The organism is Neopusillimonas maritima (assembly GCF_003576595.1).
Lineage (GTDB): Bacteria > Pseudomonadota > Gammaproteobacteria > Burkholderiales > Burkholderiaceae_B > Neopusillimonas > Neopusillimonas maritima.
The window spans coordinates 938370-954563 of sequence record NZ_NQOU01000001.1 but is presented as its reverse complement, the minus strand read 5'-3'; the positions used below and the strand labels follow the sequence as shown (position 1 = coordinate 954563).

The 16194-nt window shown below is 54.7% G+C and carries 14 protein-coding genes; 11 read left to right on the top strand and 3 right to left on the bottom strand.

Translation table 11 applies throughout. From position 1 onward, the window contains the following. Positions 1–35: 35 nt before the first annotated feature. The 4 genes from CJO09_RS04680 (at position 36) to CJO09_RS04665 (ending at position 2514) form a co-directional block, all read left to right on the top strand. The gene (locus CJO09_RS04680) at positions 36–224 is read left to right on the top strand and encodes a DUF3460 family protein (RefSeq protein WP_119441267.1); all 189 of its coding nucleotides are present in this window, start codon (positions 36–38) and stop codon (positions 222–224) included. A 5-nt stretch (positions 225–229) separates the two neighbouring features. After that, the gene (locus CJO09_RS04675; RefSeq protein ID WP_119441266.1) at positions 230–1108 is read left to right on the top strand and encodes a segregation and condensation protein A; all 879 of its coding nucleotides are present in this window, start codon (positions 230–232) and stop codon (positions 1106–1108) included. Between the two features lie 51 nt (positions 1109–1159). After that, positions 1160–2011 carry a pantoate--beta-alanine ligase gene (panC, locus tag CJO09_RS04670; RefSeq protein ID WP_119441265.1) on the top strand — a complete coding sequence of 284 codons (852 nt, stop codon included), beginning with the start codon at positions 1160–1162 and terminating at the stop codon, positions 2009–2011. Between the two features lie 80 nt (positions 2012–2091). Next, a complete protein-coding gene (locus CJO09_RS04665; RefSeq protein WP_119441264.1) occupies positions 2092–2514 on the top strand; it encodes a response regulator transcription factor in 423 nt (140 codons plus the stop codon). On the opposite strand, the gene CJO09_RS04660 is transcribed toward CJO09_RS04665, so the two are convergent. Continuing rightward, entirely contained in the window at positions 2480–3169 is a 690-nt protein-coding gene (locus tag CJO09_RS04660; RefSeq protein ID WP_119441263.1) for a copper resistance protein NlpE N-terminal domain-containing protein, read from the bottom strand. The two genes, CJO09_RS04665 and CJO09_RS04660, sit on opposite strands and share 35 nt — an antisense overlap. Position 3170: 1 nt before the next feature. Between CJO09_RS04660 and CJO09_RS04655 the strand changes: the two genes are divergently transcribed. The 7 genes from CJO09_RS04655 (at position 3171) to CJO09_RS04625 (ending at position 14324) form a co-directional block, all read left to right on the top strand. Further along, positions 3171–3959 carry a prepilin peptidase gene (locus CJO09_RS04655; protein ID WP_119441262.1) on the top strand — a complete coding sequence of 263 codons (789 nt, stop codon included), beginning with the start codon at positions 3171–3173 and terminating at the stop codon, positions 3957–3959. A gap of 58 nt (positions 3960–4017) precedes the next feature. Then, positions 4018–4617, top strand: coding sequence for a dephospho-CoA kinase (gene coaE / locus CJO09_RS04650; RefSeq protein WP_119441261.1), 600 nt, complete (start codon positions 4018–4020; stop codon positions 4615–4617). A 59-nt stretch (positions 4618–4676) separates the two neighbouring features. Next, on the top strand, positions 4677–5429 hold the full coding sequence (gene zapD, locus CJO09_RS04645) for a cell division protein ZapD (RefSeq protein WP_119441260.1): 753 nt from the start codon (positions 4677–4679) through the stop codon (positions 5427–5429). A gap of 107 nt (positions 5430–5536) precedes the next feature. Then, a complete protein-coding gene (locus CJO09_RS04640) occupies positions 5537–6700 on the top strand; it encodes an MdtA/MuxA family multidrug efflux RND transporter periplasmic adaptor subunit (protein WP_119441259.1) in 1164 nt (387 codons plus the stop codon). A gap of 9 nt (positions 6701–6709) precedes the next feature. After that, a complete protein-coding gene (locus tag CJO09_RS04635; RefSeq protein ID WP_119441258.1) occupies positions 6710–9796 on the top strand; it encodes a multidrug efflux RND transporter permease subunit in 3087 nt (1028 codons plus the stop codon). 23 nt (positions 9797–9819) lie between these two features. Next, positions 9820–12918, top strand: a complete 3099-nt coding sequence (locus CJO09_RS04630) for an efflux RND transporter permease subunit (RefSeq protein ID WP_281270740.1) — start codon at positions 9820–9822, stop codon at positions 12916–12918. A gap of 2 nt (positions 12919–12920) precedes the next feature. Beyond that, the gene (locus CJO09_RS04625) at positions 12921–14324 is read left to right on the top strand and encodes an efflux transporter outer membrane subunit (protein WP_119441256.1); all 1404 of its coding nucleotides are present in this window, start codon (positions 12921–12923) and stop codon (positions 14322–14324) included. On the opposite strand, the gene CJO09_RS04620 is transcribed toward CJO09_RS04625, so the two are convergent. Both CJO09_RS04620 and CJO09_RS04615 read right to left on the bottom strand, forming a co-directional pair. Continuing rightward, entirely contained in the window at positions 14299–15264 is a 966-nt protein-coding gene (locus tag CJO09_RS04620) for a Nudix family hydrolase (protein WP_119441255.1), read from the bottom strand. The genes CJO09_RS04625 and CJO09_RS04620 overlap by 26 nt on opposite strands. Next, the gene (locus tag CJO09_RS04615; protein WP_119441254.1) at positions 15257–16138 is read right to left on the bottom strand and encodes an ATP-binding protein; all 882 of its coding nucleotides are present in this window, start codon (positions 16136–16138) and stop codon (positions 15257–15259) included. Before CJO09_RS04615 ends, CJO09_RS04620 begins: the two co-directional genes overlap by 8 nt. Between the last annotated feature and the right edge of the window lie 56 nt (positions 16139–16194).

The window sequence follows — 16194 nt, the reverse complement described above, 5'->3', positions numbered from 1 at the left end:
ATGCGTTGGCAAACCTATTTTATTGAATTGAGATTATGGCCAAGAATTACGAGTCGGAAATTACGCAGTTTTTGAAAGAATATAAGCGCGAGCACCCTGACACCGAGCAACGCCAGCGTGAGGGGCGGGCTCGCTTGTGGGAACGGCAACTTGATTCCGAGTTGCTGGAAAATTATCGCGCGGCCAAAGTACCTCAAGCGCCTTATGTTTATCAAACCAAGTAATTCGAATGCCTAACCGGGCTCAACCACCCGATATCGGGGCTTTGGTCGATCCGGCTATCGATAGTACGCCCAATGTCGTCGATTCGGTCGCTTTTGCGCGATTGTATGGTGAACCTTTGTTCGCCTTGCCGCAAGATCTTTATATCCCGCCTGATGCACTTGAGGTTTTTCTGGAAACCTTCGAGGGGCCGCTCGATTTGCTCTTGTATTTAATCCGCAAACAGAATTTCAACGTTCTGGACATTCCCATGGCGGAAGTCACGCGCCAGTATTTGTCGTATGTTGATCAAATACGTGAGCACAACCTTGAGCTGGCGGGGGAGTATCTGTTAATGGCTGCGTTACTTATCGAGATTAAGTCGCGCATGCTTTTACCGGTTAAGAAAACAGACACAGGAGAGGAGCCGGATGACCCCCGGGCCGAATTGGTGCGTCGGCTACTCGAGTACGAGCGCATGAAGCTGGCGGCTCAAAAATTGAATGAATTACCGCAATTGGGGCGCGATTTTCAGCGCGCGCACGCGTTGATGGATATTCGCGTTGAGAGAATGTTGCCCGACGTCAGCGCAGATGACTTGCGGCAGGCATGGGCCGATATAATGCGTCGGGCAAAACTGAATGCGCATCACAAAATTACGCGTGAACAGTTGTCGGTGCGTGAGCATATGACACGTATTTTGCGCCGCTTGGCCGATGTGAGATTCATGGAGTTTACCGAGCTTTTCAGTGAATCAGTCGACCAAGGGCATACTGTGCCGGTGATTGTGGTGCATTTTCTGGCGATGCTCGAATTGGCGCGCGAGTCTTTGCTGGAGGTAACCCAGGCCGCGCCTTATGCGCCCATATACGTGCGGCTCACCTACACAACGCAAGCCGCAAATTAAGGTTAAGCCGTCCTGCGGCCATTTTCCGGATTGTTATCTACGGAGATTTTTTTGAAAGTCGTTCACACTATTGAGGCTTTGCGTGATCAAATGCGCGGCCAGCTTCGCGCTTCTTTTGTTCCCACCATGGGGAATTTGCACGAGGGGCATTTGTCTCTTATGCGAATGGCGCGTCAGCATGGTGATCCGGTCGTAGCCAGTATTTTTGTGAATCGTCTGCAGTTCGGCCCGAATGAAGACTTCGACAGTTACCCGCGTACGTTGCAGGACGACATTGAAAAGCTCGAACGCGAGCGCGATGTTTATGTGTTGTTTGCGCCGAATGAAAGCGAAATGTATCCCGAGCCGCAAAGTTATCAAATTTTGCCGCCGCCGGATCTTGGCGGGATTCTGGAAGGGGAGTTCAGGCCCGGTTTTTTCATGGGCGTCAGTACAGTGGTACTTAAACTGTTTTCCTGTGTACAGCCGCGTGTTGCCGTTTTCGGCAAGAAAGATTACCAACAGTTAATGGTGGTGCGGAATATGTGCCGGCAGTTTCAGTTACCGGTAAAAATTATTGCGCATGAAACGGTTCGCGACGCCGACGGGCTGGCCCTGTCGTCACGCAACCGGTATTTGTCTCCTGAAGAACGGGCAGAGGCGCCGCGTTTATATGCTTTATTGCAGCAGTTGCGTCAGGACGTTCTGGCGGGTGCGTCTGATTGTGTCGCTTTAGAGCAGGCGGCGATCGATGATTTGAAAAAACGAGGCTGGCAGGTGGATTACTTCACGGTACGCCGTCAGCGCGATTTGTTGCCGCCTAGCCCCGAAGAGATGAAAGAAGGGGTCCCGCTGGTGGCGCTGGCCGCCGCAAAGCTGGGCAGTACGCGACTGATCGACAACCTGGAAGTTGAGCGGGCTTAAATATCCTGACAGTTCTGTTAGGTTACGAATTGTTTCTTTCGTGTCAAAATTGTTTCCAGAAAATAACCGTTGGAGACAAAATGGACCAGACTCAATTCGAAGTTAAGCCGTTCTGCATTCTTTCACCCCGGGAACGCGAGGTCATGCTTGGTATCGTCGAGGGAATGTCGAATAAATACATCGCGCTGGAAATGGCGTTGTCTCAGCGCACTGTCGAGGCACACCGGGCCCGGATTTTCGATAAAACCGATGTGCGCAATGCTGTTCAGTTAACCCGGCTGTGGCTTCGAAGTCTGGGTATTAGCGACTACCAAGGGCGTTGGCCCGTATATCGGTTTTGTAAAGCCGGCGATACACAGGGTGCCGTAGGGCCGTCGGGTATGCGGGAGTGCAACAAAGCACAATGCAGTGCGAGTCACCGGTGCGCATACGATGCCGTTATATCCAACGGCTTTCCCTATAAATGGTTCAAGGACGGCAGTTCATTGCCGGCTGATCTTTAAGTTCATTTATGCCGTCAATGTCGGCCTGGCGTGTTAAATGGAATGGCAACGCGGCTTCCACATTGTTCATGCTGTTCAAGCGCAATAGATTGTTGTGTTCAAAGGTGAGGGCGCTCAGTGTCGTGTCGTCACGGGTTTGCAAACGAATGCGCCAGGGTTCGGTGCCGATCACTTTCCAGCAACCTTGTTCCAAAAACGGCTGGTTGGTTGCCGCGCCGTCTAAAGGCTGGGCTCGGGCCCGCCACTCGCCCGATGGCGCCAGTGTAAGTGTGAAACGGCTGGCTGAGCACGACTGCAGGGTCATGTTGCATGGCAAAGTGCCCAGAAAGGTTTTAGGTTCACGTAAGGGGCGGATGACATTTGTTTGGTCGGCCGATCCCGATTCTGTTGCTTCTTGATCTTGGGTTTCCGCCGGCGGTTGTTCGGTTTGGTCTTTGCCGAAACCCAGCTGTAACTGCGACGGTGCACGAGTGTCCTGGCGCCCCTGAGCTTGAGACCGCGCATCCGACAGCGTGGACTCTTTGGCGGGTTCGTAGTAACCCGGTTGTTGCTGCTGCGCGCATCCGGCCAGCGTAATGAGGCTGATGGCCGCCACGGTTGCAGGGTGAAAGCTGGGCCGGGCAACTGCGCTTAGAAAATTAATAGGGGCTCGCATAATGGCTTTCCATCAAGAATTGAATATAGCGCTTATTCTACGCAACTCTGTTTCGTTGCGTCACTGGGTTGAGTTGTTTGAGTGGCCGTTTCCGGCATGGCAAACGCATCTCGGTGCGATCGTTGTCTTGGCCACGACGGGCGCGATAGTCGTAGGCGTGTGTAGCCTGCTGGCCGCAAACGGCGTCAGAAATATTTGCATGTTGACAGCGGGGGCGACACGATCAGGGGTGGGAAGCCTGCGACGCTTGGCAGGTGCTTCGGGGCTGGGCGGTGTTTTGGGTGCCTGGGTGGGCGCGCGCTACGGTGTATCGGTTTATGCCATTTCTCTTTTAGGTGCGTTAGGTGTGCTTGTTATGCTGGCCATGATCGACGCCCATACCGGTTTATTGCCGGATTTGCTGACCTTGCCGTTGCTTTGGCTGGGCTTGGGTTTGTCGTGGTCGGGTATTTTGCCTGTGTCGTTGCACCAGTCTGTAGGCGGTGCCATGGCGGGTTATGGATTTTTGTGGCTGCTTTCATGGGTGTTTCTTTGTATAAGGGGCAGGGAAGGCATGGGACACGGTGACTTCAAATTGACCGCCGCTCTTGGGGCCTGGCTGGGGTATGGGCTTTTGCCTCTGGTGCTGCTGTGGGCGTGTTTTTTGGGGTTAATGGTTGTTTTTGTTCGTCATTTCTTGCGATTCGGACAGCGCACTGATCGCGTTGATGCCGGCTCAGTATTAGCGCAAACACTGCCTTTTGGTCCCTACTTGGTGTTGTCGGGCGCGTCGGCCCTTCTTGTTTCTTAGGCCCGAGGAGTTTTAAGCTGGATAAAATACGGTCTTAGGCAACCAATAAGCAGGGACTATGTTGAAAATCGGATTAACAGGCGGCATTGGCTCTGGGAAAACCCGGGTCGCCGACCTTTTTCAGGAATGGGGCGCCAGTGTCATCGACACTGACGTCATTGCGCATCAGCTCACGCAACCGGGTGGTTTGGCCATGCCGGCAATTCAAGACACATTTGGTGAGCAAGTGGTTGCGGCCGACGGGGCAATGGACCGCGCCGCGATGCGTGAGCGGGTGTTTGGTGATCCGGAAAGCCGGCGCGCGCTTGAAGCGATTGTTCACCCCTTGATAGCAGAAGTTACAGAACAGCAGGCGCGTCAGGCCCGGGGGTGCTATCTTGTGCTGGTTGTGCCATTGTTGGTGGAAACGGGTCGCTGGCTCAAAAAGGTAGACCGGGTGTGTGTCGTTGATTGCGATCCCGAAACGCAAATTAAACGCGTGCAGGCACGCAGTGGGCTGACGATCGACGCCATTAAGCGTATCATGTCAGCACAAGCGACACGCGATGCACGATTGGCACAGGCAAACGACGTTGTTCTGAACGACGGCGCAACCACACCAGGCCAACTGCGCTCGCGTGCACGCGAATTGCACGAATACTGGTGTTCACTGGTATAACATCCTGCATTGGTAAACAGGTTCTGCTTATTACGAAACAGATATAGGTAACTGGTCGCGTGATTCTTTACGAGTATCCATGTAATGAACGGGTTCGAACATTGCTCCGGGTCGAGCACCTATTCGGGCGCCTGTTCTTTTTTGCAGAAGAAGAAGAGGTTTATCACCACCAGATCGCGGTTGCGACCCTTTTCGACCTGCTAGAAATTTGTGATCGTACCGATTTACGGGGCTCGGTTTTGCAAGACCTGGAACGACAGCGCGCGTCATTAACCGCACTGCGGCGTCATCCGGGGGTCGATGAAACGACCCTCGACAAAATGGTGGCCGATCTGGAAAAAACGGCTTCCGATCTGGCGGCGCAGGGTCGTGTGGGGCAAGTGCTGCGTGATAACGAATGGCTGGCCAGTCTGCGGGGTCGTCTTAGTGTTCCAGGCGGATCGTCACCCGCCGACATTCCCTCTTATTACGCATGGCAAATCAAGCCCATGGAAGTGCGTATGAAGGATCTTCAACAATGGATTGAGCCCTTCCTGCCGCTTTATAACGGGTTGTCGCTCATTCTAAGGTTGCTGCGCGAATCGGGTGACCCAATTGAGCTGGAAGCAACACAGGGCGCCTATCAGGAAATGCTTACCGGTAAAACCTTCCAGCTTTTGCGTGTGTGGGTCGATCCGGCTTTGGGTGTGTTTCCCGAAATGAGCGCTAATAAATATGTCATTTGGGTTCGCTTTTCCATGCAAGACAACGAGCTTAAGCCTTTGTCGGTCACCCGCGACATCTCCTTTCGCCTTTCGCGCTGCAATTTCTAATTTACTGGCAATAATTGTTGCGTTCAATTTCAGAATGCAGGTTTCGTTTCGCCTTGCTTCCTAATATAAGCGAGAATAACGCTCATATTTGTTAACAGGGAGAACAAATGTCGCAGTCTGAAAAGGCGCGCGTATCCCGGCGACGTGGGTGGATCTGGCTGATTGTGTTACTGGCCTTGGCGGCCGGTATGTATTTTTATTTGAATCGGTCGGATACGGAAAATCAGTCGGGGTTACCCGGCATGCGTGGCATGATGGATATGGCGGTGCCGGTGAGAACGGCCACGGCAACAGAATCGTCGGTACAGGTGGTGTTGCCGGCGGTTGGAACGGTAACAGCCCTGAACACGGTTACCGTCACCAGCCGGGTGGAGGGTGAACTTGAGGCCGTGCTTTTCGCCGAAGGACAGAAAGTGCAGGCCGGCGATATGCTGGCACGTATTGACCCGCGTCCTTACCAGGTCGCGCTTGACCAGGCATTAGGCCAACAGGCGCAGAACCAGGCATTGTTGGAGAATGCCCAGCGTGATTTGCGTCGGTACGAGCAACTTTTCAAACAAAACTCGCTTGCACGACAACAGCTTGATACGCAGCGCGCACTGGTGCAGCAGTATCAGGGTGCGCTGGTGAGCGATCAGGCCGAGGTGGATAACGCGCGACTCCAATTGGAGTTCGCTCAGATCAAGGCACCGATTAGCGGCCGCGTGGGCCTGCGTAAGGTGGATCCAGGCAATTTAATCGGTGCCGGTGATACAGAGGGCTTGGTCGTCATTACCCAAACCCAACCGATTTCAGTATTGTTTTCATTGCCGCAAGCGCAGTTGCCCGAAGTGCGTGCGCAGCTAAGGGACGGTAATACGCTTACCGTTATTTTGTACGACAGCACCAACACGCGCGAACTGGCACGCGGGGTGCTCGTTTCCATCGATAATCAAATTGACGTGGCAACGGGTACTGTGCGGATGAAAGCGCAATTTCCCAATGAAGATGAGGCGCTTTTTCCTAATCAATTTGTGAACGTCAGACTCGTGGTGAACACGCTGGAAAATGCCTTGGTTATTCCCGCAAGGGCGGTACAGCAAGGGTCTATAGGTTCTTTTGTTTATCGGGTGCTGGAAGACAACACGGTTAAAGTGCAGCCGATCGTCACGGGCGCGGTGCAAGAGCGCGACGTCACGGTCCTGGAAGGGTTGCAGCGTGGACAGGTGGTTGTAACGGAAGGCGTGGACCGCTTGCGCGATGGTGCCAAGGTGGAAGTTGTTGAGGAATAAGGGGCCAAAGTGAACTTATCCCGGCAGTTCATTTTGCGCCCGGTGGCCACAACGCTGGCGATGCTGGCCTTGTTGATCGCCGGCGTTCTGGCGTATCGGATGTTGCCTGTTTCCGCTTTGCCGGAAGTGGATTACCCGACAATTCAGGTTTCCACGCAGTACCCCGGCGCCAGTCCCGATGTCATGGTGGCGCTGGTGACATCGCCGCTGGAGCGTCAGTTGGGACAAATGTCGGGGTTGACGCAGATGTCGTCCACCAGCTCCGGTGGGCAGTCTCAAATTACCTTGCAGTTTGGCCTTGATGTCCCGCTCGATGTCGCCGAGCAGGAAGTACAGGCGGCGATTAATGCCGCTTCGAATCTGCTGCCGAACGATTTGCCGTCTTCGCCTGTTTACAACAAAGTGAATCCAGCAGATACCGCGGTGATTAGCCTGGCCATTACGTCACCAACTTTGCCGCTGTATGAAGTGCGTGACTTAATCGATTTGCGTGTTGCGCAGAAATTGTCGCAGATATCGGGCGTGGGCCTGGTCAGCATTGCCGGGGGACAGCGCCCTGCAGTAAGGGTTCAGGCCAACCCGCAAGCCTTGGCTGCGCATGACTTGACGCTTTCATCGGTACGCAGCGCGATTCTATCGGCGAACGTCAACCAGCCCAAAGGCAATCTCGACGGTCCCGAGCGATCCACCACGATTAACGCAAACGATCAACTGCGCTCGGTGCAGGATTACGAGTCACTTATTCTGGCTTACGAGAATGATGGTGCATTACGCTTGGGGGATGTGGCTCAGATTCGTGAAGGAGCCGAGAATGTGAGGCAATCGGCCTGGTTCGGAACGACACCCGCTATTTTGTTGAACATTCAGCGACAACCCGGCGCTAACGTGATCCAGGTCGTTGATCGTGTTAAGGAATTGCTTCCTTCATTGCGCGAGGCTTTGCCTGTCGGCGTGGATATGGCGGTTGCCAGTGACCGTACCCAGACGATTCGTGAATCAGTCCGACACGTTCAAATAGAGATGGTCATGGCGGTCACCCTGGTTATTCTGGTGACATTTGTGTTTTTGCGTACCTGGACGGCCACGCTGATTCCCAGCGTTGTTGTACCGTTATCACTGGTGGGGACGTTTGCCGCCATGTATTTACTGGGTTTTAGCGTGAACAATCTCACGTTGATGGCGCTCACGATTGCAACCGGGTTTGTGGTTGATGACGCCATTGTCATGATTGAGAATATTGCGCGCCATTTAGAGCAGGGGCACTCACCCTTGCATGCCGCCTTGAAAGGCGCGCAACAAATCGGTTTTACGCTTATTTCACTAACGCTCTCGTTAATTGCAGTGTTGATACCCCTGTTGTTTATGAGCGATGTGATCGGCCGCCTGTTTAGCGAATTCGCTCTGACGCTTGCGGTAGCGATTTTTCTATCGCTGCTTATTTCGCTGACCTTAACGCCAATGATGTGTGCGCAGTTTTTGCGGCGTGAGCCTGAAGAGCGCATGAGCCGCTTTCAGCAATGGTTGGGTCACCATACCGAACGTCTTATTCAGGCCTATGATCGCAGCCTGCAGTGGGTATTGCAGCGGCAGCGGCTCACACTGCTGGTGGCTTTGGGAACATTGGCCCTGACTGCATTGTTGTATTGGTGGGTGCCCAAAGGGTTTTTCCCGCAACAGGACACCGGCCTGATCCAGGCAGTTACGCAGGGCCCACAAACTGCTTCGTTTTCGGCCATTTCCCGTTTGCAGGAACAGGCTGCGGCGCGCATTGTGCGTGATCCGGACGTGGCAGCCGTCACATCCTTTACCGGCATAGACGGCACAAACACAACACTGAATACCGGGCGCATGCAGATCGCTTTGACGCCGCTGGCGCAGCGCAGTGCGAACGCCCAGGAAGTGATTCAGCGTTTGCAGGAAGACCTGAAAGGTTTGTCGGGGCTTGAGGTCTTCATGCAACCGGTACAGGATTTAACGATTGATGACCGGGTGAGTCGAACGCAATACCAAATGACGATTTCCGACCCGGACATGGAAACATTGCGCGAATGGGTACCACGCCTGGTTGAGAAATTGCAGCGTTTGCCTGAGTTGGCCGAGGTGACCGACGATTTGCAATTAGACGGCCTGGAAACGCGTTTACTGATCGACAGGGACGCAGCCGCTCGCTTGGGCGTCAGCGTGGCCGATATTGACGAAGCTTTGTACGATGCGTTCGGGCAACGGCAGATATCCACTATTTTCACACAATCGGCTCAGTATCGCGTGGTGCTGGAAGTGGCACCGGAATACCGTTCGACGCCGTCGGATTTGGGGCGCATTCATGTGTCTACTGAGTCGGGCGGTACGACGCCGCTTACCAGCGTGGTGAGTGTTGAACCGTCGAATACGTTGTTGTCGATTGGACGTCAGGATCAATTTCCATCGGTCACCGTTTCATTTAATTTGCCCGAAGATGTTGCACTTTCAGATGCGGTGTCGGCAATTGAACAAGCACAGCAAACGCTGAGCATGCCGGCGTCGGTTGAAACGCGTTTTCAGGGCGCGGCCAGGGCGTTTGAAGCATCGTTAAGCAGTACCTTATGGTTGATGCTGGCGGCGGTAATGGTGATGTACATTGTGCTGGGTATCCTGTATGAAAGCTTCATTCACCCGGTCACAATCCTGTCTACCTTACCCTCGGCAACGGTCGGGGCGTTGGCGGCCTTGTTGCTTACGGGGCGCGACCTGGACATGATTGGGGTCATCGGCATTATTTTGTTGATTGGGATCGTCAAGAAAAATGCCATCATGATGATCGACTTTGCCCTTGAAGCTGAACGCACACGCGGCCTGGCGCCGCAAGCGGCGATTCACGAGGCGGCGCTGCTCCGTTTTCGCCCGATTCTTATGACGACATTGGCTGCCTTGTTTGCAGCAGTACCGTTGATGTTGGCAACCGGGGCGGGTTCGGAGTTGCGCCAGCCTCTGGGCCTGGCCATGGTGGGTGGCCTGTTGTGCAGTCAGGTGCTTACGCTCTATACAACGCCGGTTATTTATCTGATGTTTGATCGCTTTGCGCGCCGGCGTCGCGCCTTCTCGGCAGAGGTGACATAGTGCGCTGGCTGACCGTGTTTGTCATGCGTCCGGTAGCCACCACTTTGTTGTGCCTGGCGATGGTGCTGGCCGGTTTGCTGGCGGCGCGCATGTTACCGGTTGCGCCGCTGCCGCAGGTCGACTTCCCCATGATTACGGTGACAGCCAATATGGCCGGCGCCAGCCCGGAAACGATGGCCTCGAGCGTGGCGATGCCGCTCGAGCAGTCGCTTGGCTCCATTGCCGGGGTCACGGAAATGAGTTCAAGCAGCTCTGAAGGGTCGACCCGCATCTCTTTGGTGTTCGACCTGAACCGTGACATTAACAGCGCGGCGCGCGATGTTCAGGCGGCGATTAATGCAGCTCGTGGTTCTTTGCCGTCAAGCTTGCGCGATAACCCAACCTATAACAAAGTGAACCCGGCTTCTTCGCCCATTATGGTGCTGGCGTTGACGTCTGATACCGTCACCCAGGGAGAACTGTATGATCTGGCGTCGACCGTGCTTGCGCAGAAGTTGGCGCAGGTGTCAGGTGTGGGCGAGGTAAGTGTGGGTGGCAGCGCGCTGCCGGCTGTGCGGGTGAGTTTGAATCCGCAGGCACTGGTTGCAGCCGGGGTGGCGCTGGACGAGGTTCGCCAGGCGCTGAGTCAGGCCAACACCTTGGGGCCTGTGGGGGTGATTGAGAATCATCAGTACCATTGGCAAATCAATTCCGGCAGCCAGATGACCCGCGCCGAACAATACCGGCCGCTTATTGTGGCCTGGCGCGATGGTGCGCCGATTCGGTTAGACGACGTGGCCAAGGTAGAGGATGGCGTTGAAGATGCATTCAATACCGGTTTTTTTAATGATCGGCAGGCCGTGTTGCTGGTGATTCGTCGCCAACCCGCCGCCAACATTATTGAAACCGTTGACGCCATTCATGCCCAGATGCCTGCGTTTCAAAGTCTTGTTCCGGCACAGGTGAATTTGTCGGTTGCGGTTGATCGAACGCCCAGTATTCGTGAGTCTCTTGCCGAAGCGCAATTCACGTTGTTTGTTGCAGTCGTTTTAGTGGTGCTGGTGGTACTCGTATTCTTGCGTCAGGTACGGGCGGCGGTGATCCCCAGTATTGTTGTACCCGCCTCGCTTATCACTACGTTTAGCCTGATGTTGTGGATGGGGTTTACGTTGAATACCATGTCGTTGATGGCCATGATCGTGGCTGCCGGCTTTGTGGTTGACGATGCCATCGTGGTGCTTGAAAACATCATGCGCTATATCGAAAAAGGCTATAACCCGGTGCGCGCCGCCGTTCGTGGTGTGCGTGAAGTGGGGTTTACCGTGGTTGCCATGAGTGTGTCGTTGGTGGCGGTATTTATTCCAATTTTGTTAATGGGAGGGATTCCGGGTCGGTTGTTTCGCGAGTTCGCGCTGACGCTTTCCGCCGCCATTCTCGTTTCCCTGGTTTTGTCATTGATTCTGACGCCCATGATGTGTGCGCGCTGGCTGCGTGCGCAAGACAGGACGCATGCAAGTGAACGCAGCGCACGGCGGCGTGAGTCATGGGCGGAGCGTGCCCTGTTGTCGGTTGGTCGTTGGTGTTTGCGCGGTTATCAACGTTCGCTCGACTGGGCTTTGGTCCATAGCCGGATCACGTTGTTGATTCTGTTGGGCACAATAGGATTGAATGTCTATTTGTATTCGGTCGTGCCGAAAGGTTTTTTCCCTCAGCAAGATACCGGGCAGTTGTTGGGGTTCTTCCGCGTCGATCAGGGTACGTCGTTTCAGGCCATGTTGCCCAAGCTCGAGAAATTCCGGAATGCGTTGTTAAAAGATCCGGCCGTAGACACAGTGACTGGCTTTGCGGGTGGACGAGGGGGCAGCCACTCTAGTTTTTTGTTGATACAGCTAAAGCCATTTGATGAGCGTGATGTGAGTGCCACAGACGTAGTCAACCGTTTGCGTAGCAGATTCAACAACGAACCAGGCGCCCGCCTTTTTCTGGTGCCGCAACAAGACGTTCATGTCGGAGGGCGTCAGGGGCTGGCGTCATTTGAGTACTCTTTATTGGCCTCTGACCTGGATCTTTTGAAAACATGGTTGCCACGCGTGCAGCAGGCCATGGCGGGTTTACCTGAGTTGGTTGATGTCGAAAGTGACATTGAAGACAAAGGTCGGCGCGTTGAATTGATTATTGACCGCGAAGTTGCTACAAGGCTGGGGGTGGATATGGCGCTGATTGCTTCGACCTTAAACAATTCGTTTAGCCAGCGACAGGTATCCGTTATTTATGGCCCTTTGAACCAGTATCGGGTGGTGATGTCGGTGTTGCCCGAGTATGCCCAGGATGCGGAATCATTAAAGCTGGTTCAGGTCGTCACGCAAGACGGCAATCGCGTGCCGCTGGCGTCGTTTACGCGGTTCGAGGTCGGCACCGCGCCGTTACGCGTGCGCCACCAGGGTTTGTTGGCCGAAGAGTCGGTTTCGTTCAGCTTGGCGCCGGGGGTGTCGCTGGGCGAGGCGACGCAGGCCATTGAAGAGGCGTTGGCCCGGACGGGGCTTCCCACCAATGAACTTCAGGGCGTGTTTCAAGGTTCGGCGCAAGCGTTGCAGGAATCATTGGATCAGCAACCGTGGCTTATTTTGGCGGCGCTACTGACCATGTACATAGTGCTGGGCATGCTTTACGAAAGCTATATTCATCCGCTGACGATTTTGTCGACGCTGCCGTCTGCGGGCATAGGGGCCTTGCTGGCACTGATGTTGCTGGACTATGAGTTTTCGTTGATTGCGCTGATCGGTGTGTTTTTATTGATTGGTATCGTGAAAAAGAACGCCATCATGATGGTGGACTTTGCTTTACATGCAGAACGTCAGCGTGGACTGACGCCGCGACAAGCCATTTATGAAGCATGCCTGATCCGTTTTCGCCCCATTATGATGACCACCTTGTCTGCTATTTTCGGCGCTTTGCCGCTGGTTTTGGCCACCGGGGCCGGCGTGGAGCTGCGCCAACCACTGGGTATTACCATTGTCGGCGGTCTTGTGTTGAGCCAGGTTTTAACGCTTTATACGACACCGGTGGTTTATTTGTATCTGGATCGATTACGGCTTTGGTTCAGGGCAAGACAGGCCAAGCATGCACCTGCAATACAGGAATAACGATGGAAAGAGTTAAATGGTTTTTGGCGACCTTATTGTCGCTGACAATGGCGGGATGCACCGTAGGCCCTGATTACACGGAACCCGGCATTGAACTGGGTCAACAGTATGAAAATCAGCAAGGTTGGGTGCGCGCACAGCCCAATGCTGCGGCGCTCCGCGCCGATTGGTGGACGCTTTTCGATGACCCCGTACTGAACGGGTTGATGGATGAGGTACTGGTCAATAATCAAACGATTGCCCAGTTCGAAGCGCAGTATCGACAAGCGCAGGCCTTATTGCGTGAAAGTGAAGCCCAGTTTTTTCCTTCGGTGAATGCCAATGCAGGCTTTACCCGATCGGGTTCCGGTGCGGAGGGGGTGTCGCAACAGTATCGTGTGGCGGGTACGGTAAGTTGGGAGCCGGACTTATGGGGGCGCATTCGACGTACGGTGGAGGCGGAGTCTGCGCAATTGCAGGCCAGTGAGGCAGAGTTGGCGGGTACCCGGTTAAGCGTGCAGTCCACTTTGGCCCAAACCTATTTCCGTTTACGTTCGTTCGATGCCGAGTTGCGGTTATACGAGCAAACGGTTGAGGCTTATCGTCGTTCCCTGCAAACAACCGAGAACCGGCTGAATGCTGGGGTCGCAGCCCAACTTGATGTTGAATCGGCGCGTGTGCAATTGAATAACGCATTAACCCAGCAACAAGCCCTGCGGCGTCAGCGGGCGCAGCTGGAAAATGCAATGGCGGTTTTACTTGGCAAGCCACCTTCACAATTTTCGTTGCCGTCCGAGCCGGTATCGGTTGCCGTTCCGAGCATTCCTGCGGGCTTGCCGTCCGAGCTCTTGCAGCGTCGACCTGATATTGCGTCGGCTGAGCGGCAAGTGGCTGCGGCCAATGCGCAGATTGGCGTGGCGCAGTCGGCCTGGTTCCCCAACTTAACCTTAACGGCCGAGGGTGGTTATAGAGCGGGCCAATGGGCGCAGTGGTTGAGTGCGCCTTTTAGTTTCTGGTCGCTCGGCCCTGCGTTGGCGATGACAATTTTTGATGGCGGAGCGCGCGAAGCCCGAATAGAACAAGCGCGTGCGGGTTACGAGGCCCTGGTTGCTGTGTACAGGCAGACGGTGTTGACTGCATTACGGGAAGTTGAGGACTATCTGGTTGATCTGAATAGTTTGGCGCGCGAACAGCAGAGCCAGCAGCGGGCGCTGGATGCGGCAAGAGCGTCATTGCGCTTAACGCTGAACCAGTACGACGCAGGCCTGATTGATTACCTGAGTGTCGTGCAGGTTGAAACGACCGCCCTGGCGGCTGAGCGCGCTTCATTATCTTTAAGCGCAGACCGTCTTATTGCTGCGGTGCAGTTGATTGCCGCGCTGGGTGGAGGATGGCAACAGCCTATTCCGGCAGAAGTCCGCGAATAGCGGCAATGCCATGCGCTCCGTGTTCTTGCGCTATTGCCATGGTTTGGGCAGACTGCCCGCCAATGGCAAAAACCGGGCGCCCAGCTTGGCCGGCCAGTTCCGCAAATTCTGCCCAGCCCATGGCGCTTTCCAGGGGGTGAGAGGGAGTGGGGCATACATGGCCCAAGACAACAAAGTCGGCATCAAGCTGCTTTGCCTGTTCCAGTTCGGCCTGATTATGAACGGAAACTCCGCATAAATATTGTTCGGGAAATACATCCCGTTTGAAACTTAGCATGTCTTGCGCCCGAAGATGAACACCGTCGGCTTGTGCCCACCATGCCTGAGGGTGAACACTGTTTAACAAGCATTGTGCCCCTGTTGCCCGGCAAACAGCCAGGACGTGCTCAAAAGCCTGATGCAGGGAGCCGGCGTGCCCGGATGCCGCCCATTCGGGTTCACGAAACTGAACCAGGCGGACGCCGCGATTAATAGCTTTTTTGAGTTTTGCCAAATAAGGCTCAAGGTTTTCAGGATGTTGAATGCTTGTGACGAGGTACTGGGAAGGCAGTTTCAGCCAACGCAGTGGGGGTTCGGTGGCCGGCAATAACGGCCCAACCGCTATGGGTGCCTGCGGATCGACCCAGGCCAGGTTTTGCCCTTCCAGGCCGGTAGGGTTTCCATTCCAACCGGTTACCTTGCAAAACGCCAGGCGCACGATGTTTTTTGGGTACTCATGGACATACGTCACCCACGGTGTTGCGTGGGTTACTTCAATGTCCAGTTCTTCCTTTAACTCTCGCGCCAGGGCCTGCAGAACGGTTTCCCCGGCCTCGATTTTCCCGCCCGGGAGTTCCCACCAGCCCGGCCACGGTTTGTCGGCGGGCCGTTGGCCCAGCAATAAGGCGCCATCGGGTTTCAAAATCAGGCCGGCGGCGACATCAATAAAAGGTTTAGACATGACGGGCTGCCCAATCTTTGGCGAATTGATGGGCCACACGGCCCGAGCGCGACCCCCTTTCCAGTGCCCACTGCAGGGCCTCCAGGCGGCATGCCTCGATGTCGGACGCCGGGCAGCCGAGCTCGTGCAACCAATGATGCACGATGTCCAGGTAATCATCTTGCTTGAATGGATAAAACGACAGCCAGATACCGAAGCGCTCAGATAAGGAAATTTTCTCTTCAACGGTTTCGCCGGGATGAATTTCCCCATCCGGCTGGTGCTTGGCTTCCAGGTTTTCGCTCATGTATTCAGGCATCAGGTGGCGCCGGTTTGAGGTGGCGTAAATTAAAACGTTGTCGCCTGAATCGTTAATTGAGCCATCAAGCACCGATTTCAGCGCCTTGTAGCCGGCTTCGCCCTCTTCAAAAGAAAGATCGTCGCAGAAAATTATGAATTTTTCCGGACGTTTACGAACCTGTTCCACAATGTCGCTCAGGTCGGACAGGTCGGATTTATCGACCTCAATAAGTCTGAGTCCCTGGTCGGCATAAAGGGCAAGCATGGCTTTGACCAAAGAGCTTTTTCCAGTGCCTCGTGCGCCGGTCATGAGCACATTGTTCGCGGGTTTACCGGCTAAAAAGAAGCGGGTGTTGCGGTCGATAACGCCTTTCTGACGCTCAATATGCTGGAGATCGTTGGTTTTTATTTTCGAGATATTATGCACGGCATCAAGCCAGCCGCGGCTGCCGCGTTTGCGCCAGCGATAGGCATGGGCCGACCAATCGACCTCGGGGGGCGCCGGTGGCAGCCAGGCCTCCAGTTGCGCAAGAACACGGTTGGCCCGCTGCATGAGCGAAGCCAGGTCGACATTGTTTGCAGTGTTTTCCGGCATAGTGTGCTTCTTGATCAGTATCTCGACAAACCCCCATTATCGCCAATTTTGGACCT